Below are 16,117 nucleotides of genomic sequence, written 5' to 3'. Positions count from 1 at the left end.
TGCGGGGTTCGCCGTGGTGGCGGATGGGGGTTTGGCGGGGCTGGGTTCGTCGGTTCCGGGTGTGGTGTTCTTCCCGTTGGAGGCGGGGGCGGTTTCGGCGGATGCGGTGCGCGGGGCTTCGGTTCGTGTGCTGGGTGTGGTGCGGGAGTGGTTGGGGGATTCGCGGTTCGCGGGTTCGCGGTTGGTGTTCGTGACGCGTGGTGCGGTGGCGGCGGTCGATGGTGAGGGTGTCGCTGATCTGGTCAATGCTCCTGTCTGGGGTCTGGTGCGTTCGGCGCAGTCGGAGAACCCGGAGCGGTTCGTGTTGCTGGACGTGGACGGTGCTGTGCCGGTGTGGGAGCGGCTGGCGGGTCTGGTGTCGTCGGGTGAGCCGCAGTTGGCGGTGCGTGGGGGCAGGGTGCTGGTGCCGCGGCTGGCGCGGGTGGCGCGGGTGGCGCGGGATGTTTCGGTTCGGCGGGTGGTGTTCGATCCGGCCGGGACGGTGTTGGTCACGGGTGCGGGGACGTTGGGTGGTCTGGTGGCCCGGCACTTGGTCACCGAGTGTGGTGTGCGGCATGTGGTGTTGACCAGTCGTCGTGGTGGTGCGGCGGCGGGCGCGCGGGAGTTGACGCAGGAGCTGTTGGCGCTGGGTGCGGTGAGCGTCGAGTTCGCGGTGTGCGATGCGGCTGATCGTGAGGCGTTGGCCGGTGTCCTGTCCGCTGTTCCGGTCGGGCGTCCGTTGAGTGCGGTGGTGCACACGGCGGGTGTGTTGGATGACGGTCTGGTGGTGTCGTTGTCGCCGGAGCGGTTGGAGGCGGTGTTGCGTCCGAAGGTGGACGCGGCGCTGAATCTGCATGAGTTGACGCGTGATCTGGATTTGGACGCGTTCGTGTTGTTCTCTTCGTCGGCGGGTTTGTTCGGTGATGCCGGGCAGGGCAACTATGCGGCGGCCAATGCTTTCCTCGACGCGTTGGCGGAGCGGCGTCGGGCGGAGGGTTTGGTCGCGACCTCGTTGCAGTGGGGTCTGTGGGAGCAGCGCAGTGGTATCACCGGGGGTTTGTCCGAGGCGGATGTCGAGCGTATTCGCCGGTCGGGGATGAGTCCGTTGCCGACCGGGCGGGGTCTTGAACTCCTGGACGTCGTGCTGGCGGCCGGCCTGCCCGTCGCCTCCCCGATGGGACTGGAGCCGGAGCGGATCCAGCCCAGCGACGGACCGGACTTCGCGATCCTGCGCAAGCTCGTCCGGACGCCGGGGCGGCGCGCGGCCCGGGCCGGTGCGGGTACGGCCGGCGGCCCGGTGTCGCTGGCGGACCGGCTGGCCGGCCGCCCGGCGGCCGAGCGGCTGGAGCACCTGCTCGACCTGGTGGTGTCGAACGTCGCCGAGGTGCTGCGGCACGTGGGCTCGGGCGCGATCGAGCCCGAGCGGAGCTTCAGGGACCTGGGCTTCGACTCGCTGACCGCGGTCGAGCTGCGCAACCGGCTCAACACCCTCACCGGACTGCGCCTGCCCGCGACCCTGATCTTCGACTACCCCACCCCGTCCGACCTGGCGCAGTACCTGCTCGCCGAGGTCGGCGGCGGCGCCGAGCCCGCCGCCGCGCCCGTCGGCTCGGTGCTGTCGGAGCTGGACCGGCTGGAGTCCGCGATCGCCGGTGCCTCACCCGAGGGCGAGGAGGCCGCGCGGATCACGGACCGGCTGCAGGCGGTCCTGGCCAGGTGGAACGAGATCCAGAGCACGGCCCTCGGGGGCGAGTACGGGAACGACGATCTCGAGTCGGCCACGGCCGACGAGATCCTGGACATCATCCAGCGGGAGTTCGGCGGGGCGTAGTGCCATGGCGAGTCCGGACGGCCACGCGCCGTCCGGGCCGCCGTTCTGTTCTCAGCGGACGGACGGGCCGAACCCGCGCCCGTCCGCCAAGGATTGACTTTCGATAGGTGATGCGGAAATGGCGCAAGACGTGAAGCTGCTGGAAAACCTCAAGTTCGTGACCGCGGAACTGCGCCGAACTCGCAATCGCCTGATCGAGGTCGAGGAGGCCGGGCGGGAGCCGATCGCGATCGTCGGCATGGCCTGCCGCTTTCCGGGCGGGGTGACCTCGCCGGAGGAGCTGTGGCAGCTGGTGGCGGGCGGCGGCGACGCGATCGCCGAGTTCCCGCAGGGGCGCGGCTGGGACCTGGAGGGGCTCTACGACCCGGACCCCGACCGGGCCGGCACCACCTACGTCCACCAGGGCGGCTTCCTCAAGGACGTCGAGGCCTTCGACCCGGCCTTCTTCGGCATCTCGCCGCGCGAGGCCGTCGCCATGGACCCGCAGCAGCGGCTCGCGCTGGAGGTCTCGTGGGAGGCGCTGGAGCGGGCGGGCATCGACCCGGCCTCGCTCAAGGGCAGCGCGACCGGCGTGTACCTCGGTGTGATCCACAACGAGTACGGCTGCATCCTCCCGACCGTGCCGGCCGACCTCGAACCGTTCCTCTCGAACGGCAACGTGAACAGCGTGGCCTCCGGCCGCATCTCCTACAGCCTCGGCCTCCAGGGCCCGGCGGTCAGCCTGGACACCGCCTGCTCCTCCTCCCTGGTGACCCTGCACCTGGCCGCGCAGGCGCTGCGGCGCGGCGACTGCACGCTCGCCCTCGCGGGTGGCGTGCAGGTGCAGGCGACCCCGATCTCGTTCACGGACTTCTCCCGTCAGCGCGGCCTCGCCGAGGACGGCCGGATCAAGGCCTTCGCGGAGGCCGCCGACGGCACGATCTGGGGCGAGGGCGTCGGCATGCTGGTGCTGGAGCGGCTCTCCGAGGCGCGGCGCAACGGGCACAGGGTCCTCGCCGTCCTGCGGGGCTCCGCCGTCAACCAGGACGGTGCCTCCAACGGCCTCACGGCGCCGAACGGCCCGTCCCAGCAGCGCATGGTCCGGCAGGCGCTGGCCGACGCGGGCCTGTCCACGGCCGACGTGGACGTGGTCGAGGCGCACGGCACCGGTACCACGCTCGGCGACCCGATCGAGGCGCAGGCGCTGCTGGCCACGTACGGGCAAGGCCGTGAGGCGGGCCGACCGCTGTGGATCGGCTCGATCAAGTCCAACATCGGCCACACCCAGGCCGCGGCCGGCGTCGCCGGTGTGATCAAGATGGTGATGGCGCTGCGCGAGGGCGTCATGCCGCAGACGCTGCACGTGGACCGGCCGTCCACGAAGATCGACTGGTCGGCGGGCGCGGTCGAGCTGCTGACCGAGAACCGCGACTGGCCGGAGGCCGGGCGTCCGCGCCGGGCCGGTGTGTCCTCGTTCGGCCTGAGCGGGACGAACGCGCATGTGATTCTGGAGCAGGCCCCGGCGGAGGAGCCGGCGGAGGCGGGCGCGGTCATCGTCGACGCTCCGGTGCCGTGGGTGGTGTCGGGTAAGTCGGAGGCGGCGCTGCGGGCGCAGGCGGCGCGCTTGGCGGCGTTCGTCGGGGAGCGGCCGGAGCTGTCGCCGGTGGACGTCGGGTACTCGTTGGCGTTGTCGCGTTCCCGTTTCGACCACCGTGCGGTGGTGTCGGGTGCGGGCCGGGAGGAGCTGCTGGCCGGGCTGGCCGGTCTGGCGAGCGGTGAGGTTTCCGGCGAGACGGTGGGCCGGGGCAAGCTGGCGTTCCTGTTCACAGGGCAGGGGAGTCAGCGGGCGGGGATGGGCCGGGAGTTGTACGGCACGTTCCCGGTGTTCGCGGCGGCGTTCGACGAGGTGTGCGATCGCTTCGAACTGCCTTTGAAGGACGTGGTGTTCGAGGGGTCGGAGCTGCTGGACCGGACGGCGTACACGCAGGCGGCGTTGTTCGCGGTGGAGGTGGCGCTGTTCCGTCTGGTGGAGTCGTGGGGTCTGAAGCCGGACTTCCTGGTCGGGCACTCGGTCGGTGAGATCGCTGCCGCGCATGTGGCTGGGGTGTTGTCGCTGGAGGACGCGGCCAAGCTGGTGGAGGCGCGGGGCCGTCTGATGCAGGCGCTGCCCGTCGGCGGTGCGATGGCGGCGATCGAGGCGACGGAGGCGGAGGTGTTGCCGCTGCTGGCGGGCCGGGAGGCGGAGATCGCTGTCGCGGCGGTCAACGGGCCGTCGTCGGTGGTGGTTTCGGGTGACGAGGCCGTCGTGCTGGAGGTGTTGGAGCACTGGAAGTCGGAGGGCCGGCGAGGCCGCCGGCTGCGGGTGAGCCACGCGTTCCACTCGCCGCGGATGGAGCCGATGCTGGCCGAGTTCCGCGCCGTGGCGGCCGAGTTGACCTACGGCGAGCCGACGTTCGCGGTGGTCTCGAACGTGACGGGCGAACTCGCCACCGAGCTGGGCACGCCGGAGTACTGGGTGCGGCACGTCCGTGAGGCGGTGCGCTTCGCCGACGGCATCGCGTACCTGGCGGAGCAGGGTGTCACCAGGTTCCTGGAGCTGGGTCCGGACGGGACGCTGTCCGCCCTGGCGCAGGAGATCGCCGAGGGCCACTTCGCTCCCGTCCTGCGCAAGGACCGCTCGGAGGCTCTGACGTTCACCCAGGCCGTCACCGGCCTGCACGCCCGGGGTGCCGCGCTGGACTGGGAGGCGGTGTTCGCCGGTCGCGGCGCGAGCCGCACCGACCTGCCGACCTACGCCTTCCAGCACGAGCACTTCTGGCTCAAGGCGACCTCCGCCACCGGCGACGCCGCAGGACTGGGTCAGGCCACGACGGGGCACCCGCTGCTGGGCGCGACGATCGCCCTGCCCGAGTCGGACGGTGTCCTGCTGACGGGCCGGGTGTCCCTCCAGTCGCACGCCTGGCTCGCCGAGCACACGCTGCTGGGCGTGGCCGTGGTGCCGTCCTCGGCGCTGGTGGAGCTGGCGATCCACGCCGGTGACCAGGTCGGCGCAGGGGAGCTCCGGGAGCTGACGCTGCCGGCTCCGCTCGTCCTGCCCGAGCGCGGCGGTGTCGCCCTGCGGGTGACCGTCCAGGCGGACGTGGCGGCCGGCGGCCACGCGGTGCGGGTGTTCTCCCGCGCCGAGGACGCCGGTGCGGACGAGCCGTGGACGCTCAACGCGACCGGTGCGCTGTCCACGTCGGTGGGGTCCGAGTCCTTCGACCTGTCCGTCTGGCCGCCGAAGAGTGCCCAGCCGGTGGCATCGGAGCAGTCGGGAGTCCGGGCCGCCTGGCGGATCGGCGCCGACCTCTTCGCCGAGGTCGGCCTGCCCGAGGGCGTGTCGGCGGACGGCTTCGGCCTTCACCCCGCACTGCTCGAGTCCGCTCTCCGCCTGCTTCCGCAGGACGGGCGGACGGCCGGGATCGCCGCCGGGTGGACCGGTGTCTCGCTGTTCGCCACGGGGGCGACCACTCTGCGGGTGCGGCTCGCGGACGGCTCGCTGGAAGCGTCGGACGAGTCGGGCGCGCCGGTGTTCTCGGCGGCGGCCATCAGCTGGCGCGAGGCCTCGGCGGACGAGCTGGTGGCGGCACGGCGCGGTGAGTTCCACGACGCGCTGTTCCGGGTGGAGTGGCAGGAGACCGCCGTCGCCGCGGCGGCTGCCACCGGGCCGACGGCGGTGATCGGTTCCGCCGGCCGTACCGGCTTCACCGGTCACGCGGGGCTCGCGGAGCTGGCCGAGGCCGGCCCGGTGCCGGGCGTGGTGTTCGTGCCGCTGGCCGCGACCGGAACGGCCGGCGCGGACGAGGTCCGCACGGCGGCGCACCAGGTACTGGGCCTGTTGCAGGGCTGGCTGGCGGAGGAGCGCTTCGCCGACTCCCGTCTGGTGTTCGTCACCCGTGGCGCGGTCGCCGTCTCCGGCGGCGTCGAGGACCTCGTCCACGCGCCCGTCTGGGGCCTGGTGCGTTCCGCGCAGGCGGAGAACCCGGACCGCTTCGTCCTGGTCGACGCCGACCGAGGCTTCGACGCCCTGCCCGCCGACCGGCTGTCGGCCGCCGTCGCGACGGGCGAGGAGCAAGTGGCCCTGCGCGGCGGCAAGGCCTTCGTGCCGCGGCTCGCCCGCTTCGCCCCGGCGACCGCCGAGGCGGCCGGGTCCGCCGTCCTCGACGCGTCCGGCACGGTGCTGATCACCGGGGGCACCGGCTCGCTCGGCGCACTGATCGCCCGTCACCTGGTCACCGGGCACGGTGTGCGGCATCTGGTCCTGACCAGCCGTCGCGGTCTGGCTGCCGAGGGTGCGCGGGAGCTGGTGGACGAGCTGGTCGCGTTGGGCGCGGCCGAGGTGGAGGTCGCGGCGTGCGACGCCGCCGACCGTGAGGCGCTGGCCGCCCTGCTGGCCGCCGTGCCGGCCGAGCGTCCGTTGACCGGGGTGGTGCACACCGCCGGTGTGCTGGACGACGGCGTGGTCGGCTCGCTCACCTCCGAGCGGCTCGACACCGTGCTGCGTCCGAAGGTGGACGCGGCGTTCCACCTGCACGAGCTGACCCGCGACCTGGACCTGTCCGTCTTCGCGCTGTTCTCCTCCGCCGCCGGCGTCTTCGGCGAGGCGGGCCAGGGGAACTACGCGGCGGCGAACACCTTCCTGGACGCCCTCGCCGCCCACCGTCGTTCGCAGGGCCTGACCGCCACGTCGCTCGCCTGGGGTTTCTGGGAGCAGCGCAGCGGCATCACCGGCCACCTCTCGCAGGCCGACCTCGAACGCATGCGGCGGAACGGCACCATCCCGCTCCCCTCCGAGCTGGGGCTCGCGATGTTCGACGCCGCCGTGCGCGGCACCGAGCCGACCCTCGTCCCGATCCCGCTGGACATCACCGGGCTGCGTGCCCAGGGTGCCCCGGTGCCCGCGCTGCTGCACCGGCTGGTCGGCGCCCCCGCGCGCCGTACCGTCCGTACCGCCGGGGCCGTGGCGGGCGGCACGAACCTGGCGACGAGCCTCGCCGCGCTGACTCGCGACGAGCGGGACGCGGCACTGCTCACCCTGGTGCGGACCCACGTCGCCGCCGTCCTCGGCCACGGCACGGCACACACCGTCGAGGCGGGCCGGCCGTTCAAGGAGCTGGGCTTCGACTCGCTGACCGCCGTCGAGCTGCGCAACCGCCTCACCGCGGCCACCGGGCTGAAGCTGCCGGCGACGCTCGTGTTCGACCATCCGACGCCCGCCGCGCTGGTGGAATTCGTCCGCGCGGAGGTGCTCGGCGACGAGGGCGACCGGGCGGAGACCGTCGAGGCCGTCACCGCCGACCCCGCCGCGGCCGACGACCCGGTGGTGATCGTCGGCATGAGCTGCCGCTACCCGGGCGGCGCCGGTTCGCCCGGGAACCTGTGGCAACTGCTCCTCGCGGGCCGGGAGGGCCTGACGGACTTCCCGACCGACCGCGGCTGGGACCTGGACACCCTCTTCGACGCCGACCCCGACCGGGCCGGCAGCACCTACGTCCGGGTCGGCGGCTTCCTGGAGGGCGCGGGCGACTTCGACCCGGCGTTCTTCGGGATCTCGCCGCGCGAGGCGCTGGCCACCGACCCGCAGCAGCGCCTGCTGCTGGAGGCGTCGTGGGAGGCGCTGGAGGACGCCGGGATCGACCCGGCCGAGCTGCGCGGCAGCCGGACCGGCGTGTTCGCCGGTGTCATGAGCTCCGACTACTACGCCGGCCGGGACACCGCGCCGGAGGGCCTGGAGGGCTACCTCGGCACCGGCAACTCGGGCAGTGTCGCCTCCGGGCGCATCTCCTACACCCTGGGCCTGGAGGGTCCGGCGGTGTCGGTGGACACGGCCTGCTCGTCCTCGCTGGTGGCCCTGCACCTGGCCGTGCAGTCGCTGCGCCAGCGGGAGTGCTCGCTCGCCCTGGTCGGCGGTGTGACGGTCATGGCGACGCCGGAAACGTTCGTGGACTTCTCGCGGCAGCGCGGTCTGGCGCCCGACGGCCGGATCAAGGCCTTCGCGGGCGCGGCCGACGGCACCGGCTGGTCGGAGGGTGTCGGCATGCTGCTGGTGGAGCGGTTGTCGGACGCGCGTCGTCACGGGCACAGGGTGCTTGCGGTGGTGCGGGGTTCGGCGGTGAACCAGGACGGTGCGTCGAACGGTCTGACGGCGCCGAACGGTCCGTCGCAGCAGCGGGTGATCCGGCAGGCGCTGGCGGGTGCCGGGCTGTCGGCCACCGAGGTGGACGTGGTGGAGGCGCACGGGACGGGTACGCGACTGGGTGACCCGATCGAGGCGCAGGCGCTGCTGGCGACGTACGGGCAGGGGCGTGAGGGCGGCGAGCCGCTGTGGCTGGGCTCGGTGAAGTCGAACATCGGCCACAGCCAGGCCGCTTCGGGCGTCGCCGGTGTGATCAAGATGGTCATGGCGATGCGGGAGGGCCACCTTCCGCGGACCCTGCACGTGGACGAGCCGACCCCGCACGTGGACTGGTCGGCGGGTGCGGTGGAGCTGCTGACCGAGGCGCGGAACTGGCCGGCGGTGGACCGGCCCCGGCGCTCCGCCGTCTCCTCCTTCGGCATCGGTGGCACCAACGCGCACGTGATCCTGGAGCAGGCACCGGTGGAGGAGCCGGCCGAGCCCGTCGAGGCGACGGTCGACGCTCCGGTGCCGTGGGTGGTCTCGGGCAAGACCGAGGGCGCGCTGCGCGACCAGGCCGCGAGCCTGGCCGCTTTCGTCGGGGAGCGGCCGGAGCTGCCGCTCGCGGATGTCGGCTACTCGCTGGCGGTGGCGCGGGCACGGTTCGAGCACCGGGCCGTCGTCACGGGTGCGAGCCGGGACGAGCTGCTCGCGGGCCTCGCGTCCGTGGCCAGCGGTGACACGGCCGGTGGGACTGCGACGGCGCGTGGTCGCCTCGCGTTCCTGTTCACGGGGCAGGGGAGTCAGCGGGCGGGGATGGGCCGGGAGTTGTACGGCACGTTCCCGGTGTTCGCGGCGGCGTTCGACGAGGTGTGCGATCGCTTCGAACTGCCTTTGAAGGATGTGGTGTTCGAGGGGTCGGAGCTGCTGGACCGGACGGCGTACACGCAGGCGGCGTTGTTCGCGGTGGAGGTGGCGCTGTTCCGTCTGGTGGAGTCGTGGGGTCTGAAGCCGGACTTCCTGGTGGGGCACTCGGTGGGTGAGATCGCTGCCGCGCATGTGGCTGGGGTGTTGTCGCTGGAGGATGCGGCCAAGCTGGTGGAGGCGCGGGGCCGTCTGATGCAGGCGCTGCCCGCCGGTGGCGCGATGGCGGCGATCGAGGCGACGGAGGCGGAGGTGCTGCCGCTGCTGGCGGGCCGGGAGTCGGAGATCGCCGTCGCGGCGGTCAACGGGCCTTCGTCGGTGGTGGTTTCGGGTGACGAGGCCGCCGTGCTGGAGGTGTTGGAGCACTGGAAGGCGCAGGGTCGTAAGGGCCGTCAGCTGCGGGTGAGCCACGCGTTCCACTCGCCGCGCATGGAGCCGATGCTCGACGAGTTCCGCGCCGTGGCGGCCGAGTTGACCTACAGCGAACCCAAGCTCGCGGTGGTCTCCAACGTCACCGGTGAGTTGGCGACCGAGCTGACGTCTCCCGAGTACTGGGTGCGCCATGTCCGGGAGGCGGTGCGCTTCGCCGACGGCATCGCCTACCTGGCGGAGCAGGGTGTCACCAGGTTCCTGGAGCTGGGTCCGGACGGGACGCTGTCCGCCCTGGCGCAGGAGATCGCCGAGGGCCACTTCGCTCCCGTCCTGCGCAAGGACCGCGCCGAGGCCCTGTCCTTCACCCAGGCCGTCACCGGCCTGCACGCCCGGGGCTCCGAGCTGGACTGGGAGGCGGTGTTCGCCGGCCGCGGCGCCCAGCGCACCGACCTGCCGACCTACGCCTTCCAGCACGAGCGCTACTGGATGGAGGCCGTCGCCACGCTCGGCAGCGCCACCGGTCTCGGCCAGGCTGCGACGGGGCACCCGCTGCTGGGTGCGACGATCACGCTGCCGGAGTCGGACACGCTGGTCCTCACCGGTCGCCTGTCCCTCCAGTCGCACGCCTGGCTGGCCGACCACACCGTGCTGGGCGCGGCGCTGCTGCCCTGGTCGGTGCTGGCCGAGCTGGCGGTGCACGCCGGTGACCAGGCCGGCTCCGGCACCGTCGAGGAACTGACCGTGCAGGCACCGCTGGTGCTGCCCGAGCGCGGTGGCGTCGCCGTGCGGGTGACGGTCGACCCGGCCGGTCCGGACGGGCGCCGTCGGGTGGCGGTCTTCTCGCAGCCGGACGACGCCGAGGCGGGCACACCGTGGACGCGGCACGCCGAGGGCGCACTGACCGACGCCGTCCCGGTGGCCGGCTTCGACCTGGCGGCCTGGCCGCCGAAGGACGCCCAGGTGATCGAGACCGAGGGCGTGTACGCCGATCTCGCCGGCCTCGGTGCCGTCCACGGCCCGGTGTTCCGGGGCCTGCGCGCCGCCTGGCGCCGCGGCGACGAGCTGTTCGCCGAGGTTGCCGTCCCCGAGGGCGTGGCGGTCGACGGCTTCGGCCTGCACCCCGCACTGCTCGACGCGGCCCTGCACCCCGTCCTGTTGGACGCGTTCACCGCGGCCGACGGCCGGATCGCCCTGCCCACCGCCTGGAACGGCCTGACGCTGTTCGCCACGGGCGCCTCGCTGCTGCGGGTGCGCATCGCCCGCGGCGGCGGGGGAACGGAGGCCCTGACGGTGCAGATCGCCGACGGCGCGGGCGCGCCGGTGGCGGCCGTCGCCTCGCTGGAGCGCGGCCCGGTGACCGTCGAGGGCCTGGCCGCCGGCCGCACCGGCTTCCACGAGTCGCTGTTCCAGTCGGAGTGGGTGGCACTGCCGCTCGCCCCGGCCGCCGACGGGAGCGCCGGGACCGGTGCCGACTGGGCGGTGGTCGGCGGCGACACCTGGGACCTGCCGTTCGACGAGGTCACCTGGTACTCGGAGCTGGCGGAGATCGCGGCCGAGGAGGTCGTGCCCGAGCTGGTGTTCGTGCCGCTGGGGTCGACCACGTCGAACCGCAGGGACACGTCCGAGCTCGCACGGGAGACCCACGCCGCGCTGTACGGGGCCCTCGGACTCGTCCAGGAGTGGCTGGCCGAGGAGCGCTTCGCGGACTCCCGCCTGGTCGTCGCGACCCGGGGCGCCACGGCGACCGGGCCGGACGAGGACGTCACCGACCTGGCGCACGCCGCCGTGTGGGGCCTGCTCCGCTCGGCCCAGCGGGAGAACCCGGACCGGCTGGTCCTGCTCGACGTACGCAGCAACGAACTGCCCGCCGAGCTGCTGGCGGCGGCCCTCGCCACCGGCGAGCCCGAGCTCGCGGTGCGCGGCACCCGGGTCTCGGCCCGCCGCCTGGCCCGGGTGCCGGTCGTCGGGGTGGGCACCGTCGTCCCGGCGGAGCTGGACCGGAACGGCACGGCGCTGATCACCGGCGGCACCGGCACCCTCGGCGCCCTGGTGGCCCGTCACCTGGTCACCGGGCGCGGGGTGCGCAGCCTCGTGCTGACCAGCCGGCGCGGCCTCGAGGCCGAGGGCGCCCCCGAGCTGGTGGCCGAGCTCACCGGGCTCGGCGCCCGGGTCGAGGTCGTCGCCTGCGACGTGGCGGACCGCTCGGCGGTCGAAGCGCTGCTGAAGTCGGTCCCGGCCGAGCACCCGCTCACGGCCGTCGTCCACACCGCCGGTGTGATCGACGACGCCACGGTCGGCTCGCTCAGCCCGGAGCAGCTCGGCCGGGTGCTGCGGCCGAAGGTCGACGCGGCGCTCCACCTGCACGAGCTGACGCGGTCCAGCGACCTGGCGGCCTTCGTGCTCTTCTCCTCGGCCGCCGCCATGTTCGGCGAGGCGGGGCAGGGCAACTACGTCGCGGGCAACACCTTCCTCGACGCCCTCGCCCAGCACCGCCGGGCTCGCGGGCTGGCGGGCGTCTCCCTCCAGTGGGGCTTCTGGGAGCAGCGCAGCGGCATCACCGGCCACCTCACGGAGGCCGATGTCCAGCGCATGGAGCGCGGCGGCATGCTGCCGCTGACGGCGGACCAGGGCATGGAGCTGTTCGACGCGGCCCACGAGTCGGGCCGTCCGGTGCTCTCGCCGATGCGCCTGGACTTCGCGAAGCTCCTCTCGGACGGCGCGGACGACCCGCTGCTGCGCGGGCTGCGCCGCGGCGCCGGCCGGCGCACGGCCGCCGCGGCCGGGAGCGCGGCCGGTCCGGTGTCCCTCGCGGAGCGGCTCGCCGCCCTGCCGGGCGGGGAGCGGGACGCGCTGCTGACCGACCTGGTCGGCACCCACGTCGCGGCCGTCCTCGGCCACGGTGGAGGGGCCGCGCTGGAGCCGGGCCGCGCGTTCAAGGAGCTGGGCTTCGACTCGCTCACCGCGGTCGAGCTGCGCAACCGCCTGAACACGGCCACCGGGCTGAAGCTGCCGGCCTCGCTGGTGTTCGACTACCCGACGCCCGCCGCGCTCACCGCCCACCTGCGGGCCGAGCTCGTGCCGGACGACGTGGCGGGCGACGCGGACCCGGAGGAGACCCGGATCCGCACCGCTCTCGCGGCCATCCCGCTGGACCGCTTCCGGGCGGCCGGCGTGCTGGACCTCCTCCTTGACCTGGCAAACCTCGGGGGCAAGGAGACGGCGGCCGAAGAGGCCGACGCGACCGGAGCGATCGACGGGATCGACGCGATGGACACCGAGGACCTGATCCGCATGGCGCTCGGAAACTCCGACTCCTGATGGCTGATGTGTGGAGCTCTTGATGACAACGTCCCAGGCACAACTCGTCGAGGCGCTGCGTGCGTCGATCAAGGAGACCGAGAGTCTCAAGCAGCAGAACCGGCAGCTCGTCGGCGCGGCGACCGAGCCGATCGCGATCATCGGCATGGCCTGCCGCTACCCGGGCGGGGCCACCTCGCCCGAGGAGCTGTGGCGGCTGCTCGCGGACGGCACCGACGCGATCGCCGGGTTCCCGACGAACCGCGGTTGGGACGTCGAGGGCCTGTACGACCCGGACCCGGACGCGCTCGGCAAGTCCGTCTCGGTGGAGGGCGGATTCCTCTATGACGTGGGGGAGTTCGACCCGTCCTTCTTCGGGATCTCGCCGCGTGAGGCGCTCGGCATGGACCCGCAGCAGCGGCTGTTGCTGGAGGTCTCGTGGGAGGTGTTCGAGCGGGCGGGCATCGACCCGGCATCGGTGCGCGGCAGCCAGACCGGCGTCTTCGCCGGCGTGATGACCTCGGACTACTACACCGGTTCCGTCCAGGCCATCGACAGCCTGGCGGGCTACCTCAGCACCGGGAACTCGGGCAGCGTCGCCTCCGGCCGCATCTCCTACACCCTGGGCCTGGAGGGCCCGGCCGTGTCGATCGACACGGCGTGCTCCTCCTCGCTGGTCGCGCTGCACCAGGCCGTGCAGGCGCTGCGGCGCGGCGAGTGCACGCTCGCGCTCGCGGGCGGCGTCACCGTGATGTCGACCCCGGACACCTTCCTGGAGTTCTCCCGCCAGCGCGGCCTGGCCGGCGACGGCCGCTGCAAGCCCTTCGCGGCGGCGGCCGACGGCACCGGCTGGGCCGAGGGCGTCGGCATGCTGCTCGTGGAGCGGCTGTCGGACGCCCGGCGCAACGGCCACAAGGTGCTGGCCGTCGTCCGGGGCACCGCCCTCAACCAGGACGGCGCCTCCAACGGCCTGACCGCGCCCAACGGCCCCGCGCAGCAGCGGGTCATCCGTCGGGCGCTCAGCAACGCCGGCCTGACCACCGGCGACGTGGACGTGGTGGAGGCGCACGGGACGGGTACGCGACTGGGCGACCCGATCGAGGCCCAGGCGCTGCTGGCCACGTACGGCCAGGGGCGTGAGGGCGGCGAGCCGCTGTGGATCGGCTCGCACAAGTCCAACCTCGGCCACAGCCAGGCTGCTTCGGGCGTCGCGAGCATCATCAAGATGGTCTTCGCCATGCAGGAGGGCCTCCTGCCGCAGACCCTGCACGTGGATGAGCCCACCCCCGAGGTGGACTGGTCGTCGGGCGCCGTCCGGCTGCTCACCGAGCCCCGGAAGTGGCCCGAGGTGGACCGGCCCCGGCGCTGCGCCGTCTCGTCGTTCGGCATGAGCGGTACCAACGCGCACGTGGTGCTGGAGCAGGCTCCGGTGGAGGAGCCGGCGGAGGCGGGCGCGGTCATCGTCGACGCTCCGGTGCCGTGGGTGGTGTCGGGTAAGTCGGACGCGGCGCTGCGGGCGCAGGCGGCGCGCTTGGCGGCGTTCGTCGGGGAGCGGCCGGAGTTGTCGCTCGCGGACGTCGGGTACTCGTTGGCGTTGTCGCGTTCCCGTTTCGACCATCGTGCGGTGGTGTCGGGTGCGGGCCGGGAGGAGCTGCTGGCGGGCCTGGCCGGTCTGGCGAGCGGTGAGGTTTCCGGCGAGACGGTGGGCCGGGGCAAGCTGGCGTTCCTGTTCACGGGGCAGGGGAGTCAGCGGGCGGGGATGGGCCGGGAGTTGTACGGCACGTTCCCGGTGTTCGCGGCGGCGTTCGACGAGGTGTGCGCCAGGTTCGAACTGCCTTTGAAGGATGTGGTGTTCGAGGGGTCGGAGCTGCTGGACCGGACGGCGTACACGCAGGCGGCGTTGTTCGCGGTGGAGGTGGCGCTGTTCCGGCTGGTGGAGTCGTGGGGTCTGAAGCCGGACTTCCTGGTGGGGCACTCGGTGGGTGAGATCGCCGCCGCGCATGTGGCTGGGGTGTTGTCGCTGGAGGACGCGGCCAAGCTGGTGGAGGCGCGGGGCCGGCTGATGCAGGCGCTGCCCGTCGGCGGTGCGATGGCGGCGATCGAGGCGACGGAGGCGGAGGTGTTGCCGCTGCTGGCGGGCCGGGAGGCGGAGATCGCTGTCGCGGCGGTCAACGGGCCTTCGTCGGTGGTGGTTTCGGGTGACGAGGCCGTCGTGCTGGAGGTGTTGGAGCACTGGAAATCGGAGGGCCGGCGAGGCCGCCGGCTGCGGGTGAGCCACGCGTTCCACTCGCCGCGCATGGAGCCGATGCTGGCCGAGTTCCGGACGGTCGCTTCGGAACTCTCCTACTCCGAGCCGACGTTCGCCGTCGTGTCCAACGTCACGGGTGAGTTGGCGACCGAGCTGACGTCTCCCGAGTACTGGGTGCGCCACGTCCGCGAGGCGGTGCGCTTCGCCGACGGCATCGCCTACCTGGCCGCCCAGGGTGTCACCGACTTCCTGGAGCTGGGCCCGGACGGGACTCTTTCCGCCCTGGCTCAGGAGACCGCCGACGGTCACTTCGCCCCGGTGCTGCGCAAGGACCGCTCGGAGGCGGTGTCCTTCACCGAGGCCGTGACCGGTGTGCACGCCCGTGGTGCCGTGCTGGACTGGGAGGGTGTGTTCGCCGGCCGTGGTGGTCGTCGGGTGGACCTGCCGACCTACGCCTTCCAGCGTGAGCGGTTCTGGCTCGAGGTGGCTCCGTCGGCGGGGGATGCGAGCAGCCTGGGTCTGGAGGTGACCGGGCATCCGCTGGCGGGTGCGGCGATCACGCTGCCGGAGTCGGACACGGTGGTCCTCACCGGCCGCCTCTCCCTCCAGTCGCACGGGTGGCTGGGTGAGCACCGGGTGCACGGGGTGGCGGTGGTGCCGTCGTCGGCGTTGGTGGAGCTGGCGGTGCATGCCGGTGACCAGGTGGGTGGGGGCACGGTCGAGGAACTGACCGTCCACGCGCCGCTGGTGCTGCCCGAGCAGGGTGGTGTGGTGCTGCGGGTGACCGTCGAGGCGGCCGATGCCGAGGGCCGGCGGGCTGTGGCTGTCTTCTCGCGTCCGGAGGTGGCCGAGGCCTCCGTGGCCTGGACGGTGCATGCGTCGGGTGTGGTGTCGGTGGTGTCGGAGGGGCCGGGGTTCGATCTGTCGGTGTGGCCGCCGGTGGGTGGGCGGGTTGTGGGGGAGGGGGTGTGGTCGGTTGGTGAGGAGGTGTTCGCCGAGGTCGCGCTCGCTGATGGTGTGTCGGTGGAGGGGTTCGTCGTTCATCCGGGGCTGATGGAGTCGGCTGTGGGTGTGGCGGGGTCTGGTGCGGGGTGGTCGTGGTCGGGGGTGTCGGTCTTCGCGTCGGGTGCTTCGGTGCTGCGGGTGCGGGTGTCGGGTGATTCCGTGGTGGCGGCGGATGGTTCGGGTGTGCCGGTGTTCTCGGTGCGTTCGGTGGTGCGTCGTGAGGTGCCGGCGGGTGAGCTGTCGGTGGTGGGTGGTTTCGAGGAGTCGTTGTTCCGGGTCGAGTGGTCGGAGCCGGCGGCTGTCGGTGGTTCGCTTTCGGGTGGTGGTT

The 16,117-nt window shown here is 73.2% G+C and carries 3 protein-coding genes; all 3 read left to right on the top strand.

What is annotated here, in order from left to right:
• Positions 1–1,810 (top strand): type I polyketide synthase (locus tag AC0B61_RS36365; protein ID WP_471746705.1); only part of this gene is annotated, 1,810 nt, incomplete at its 5' end.
• A 118-nt stretch (positions 1,811–1,928) separates the two neighbouring features.
• Complete coding sequence (locus AC0B61_RS36360; protein WP_471746703.1) at positions 1,929–12,557, top strand: SDR family NAD(P)-dependent oxidoreductase; 10,629 nt, start codon at positions 1,929–1,931, stop codon at positions 12,555–12,557.
• Between the two features lie 19 nt (positions 12,558–12,576).
• A partial coding sequence (locus AC0B61_RS36355; protein WP_471746701.1) for a type I polyketide synthase occupies positions 12,577–16,117 on the top strand: 3,541 nt, incomplete at its 3' end.

The sequence above is a fragment of the Kitasatospora sp. NPDC023385 genome, assembly GCF_055664045.1.
Note: the sequence above shows the minus strand (reverse complement) of the source record. Positions and strands in the feature narration are given on the sequence as shown.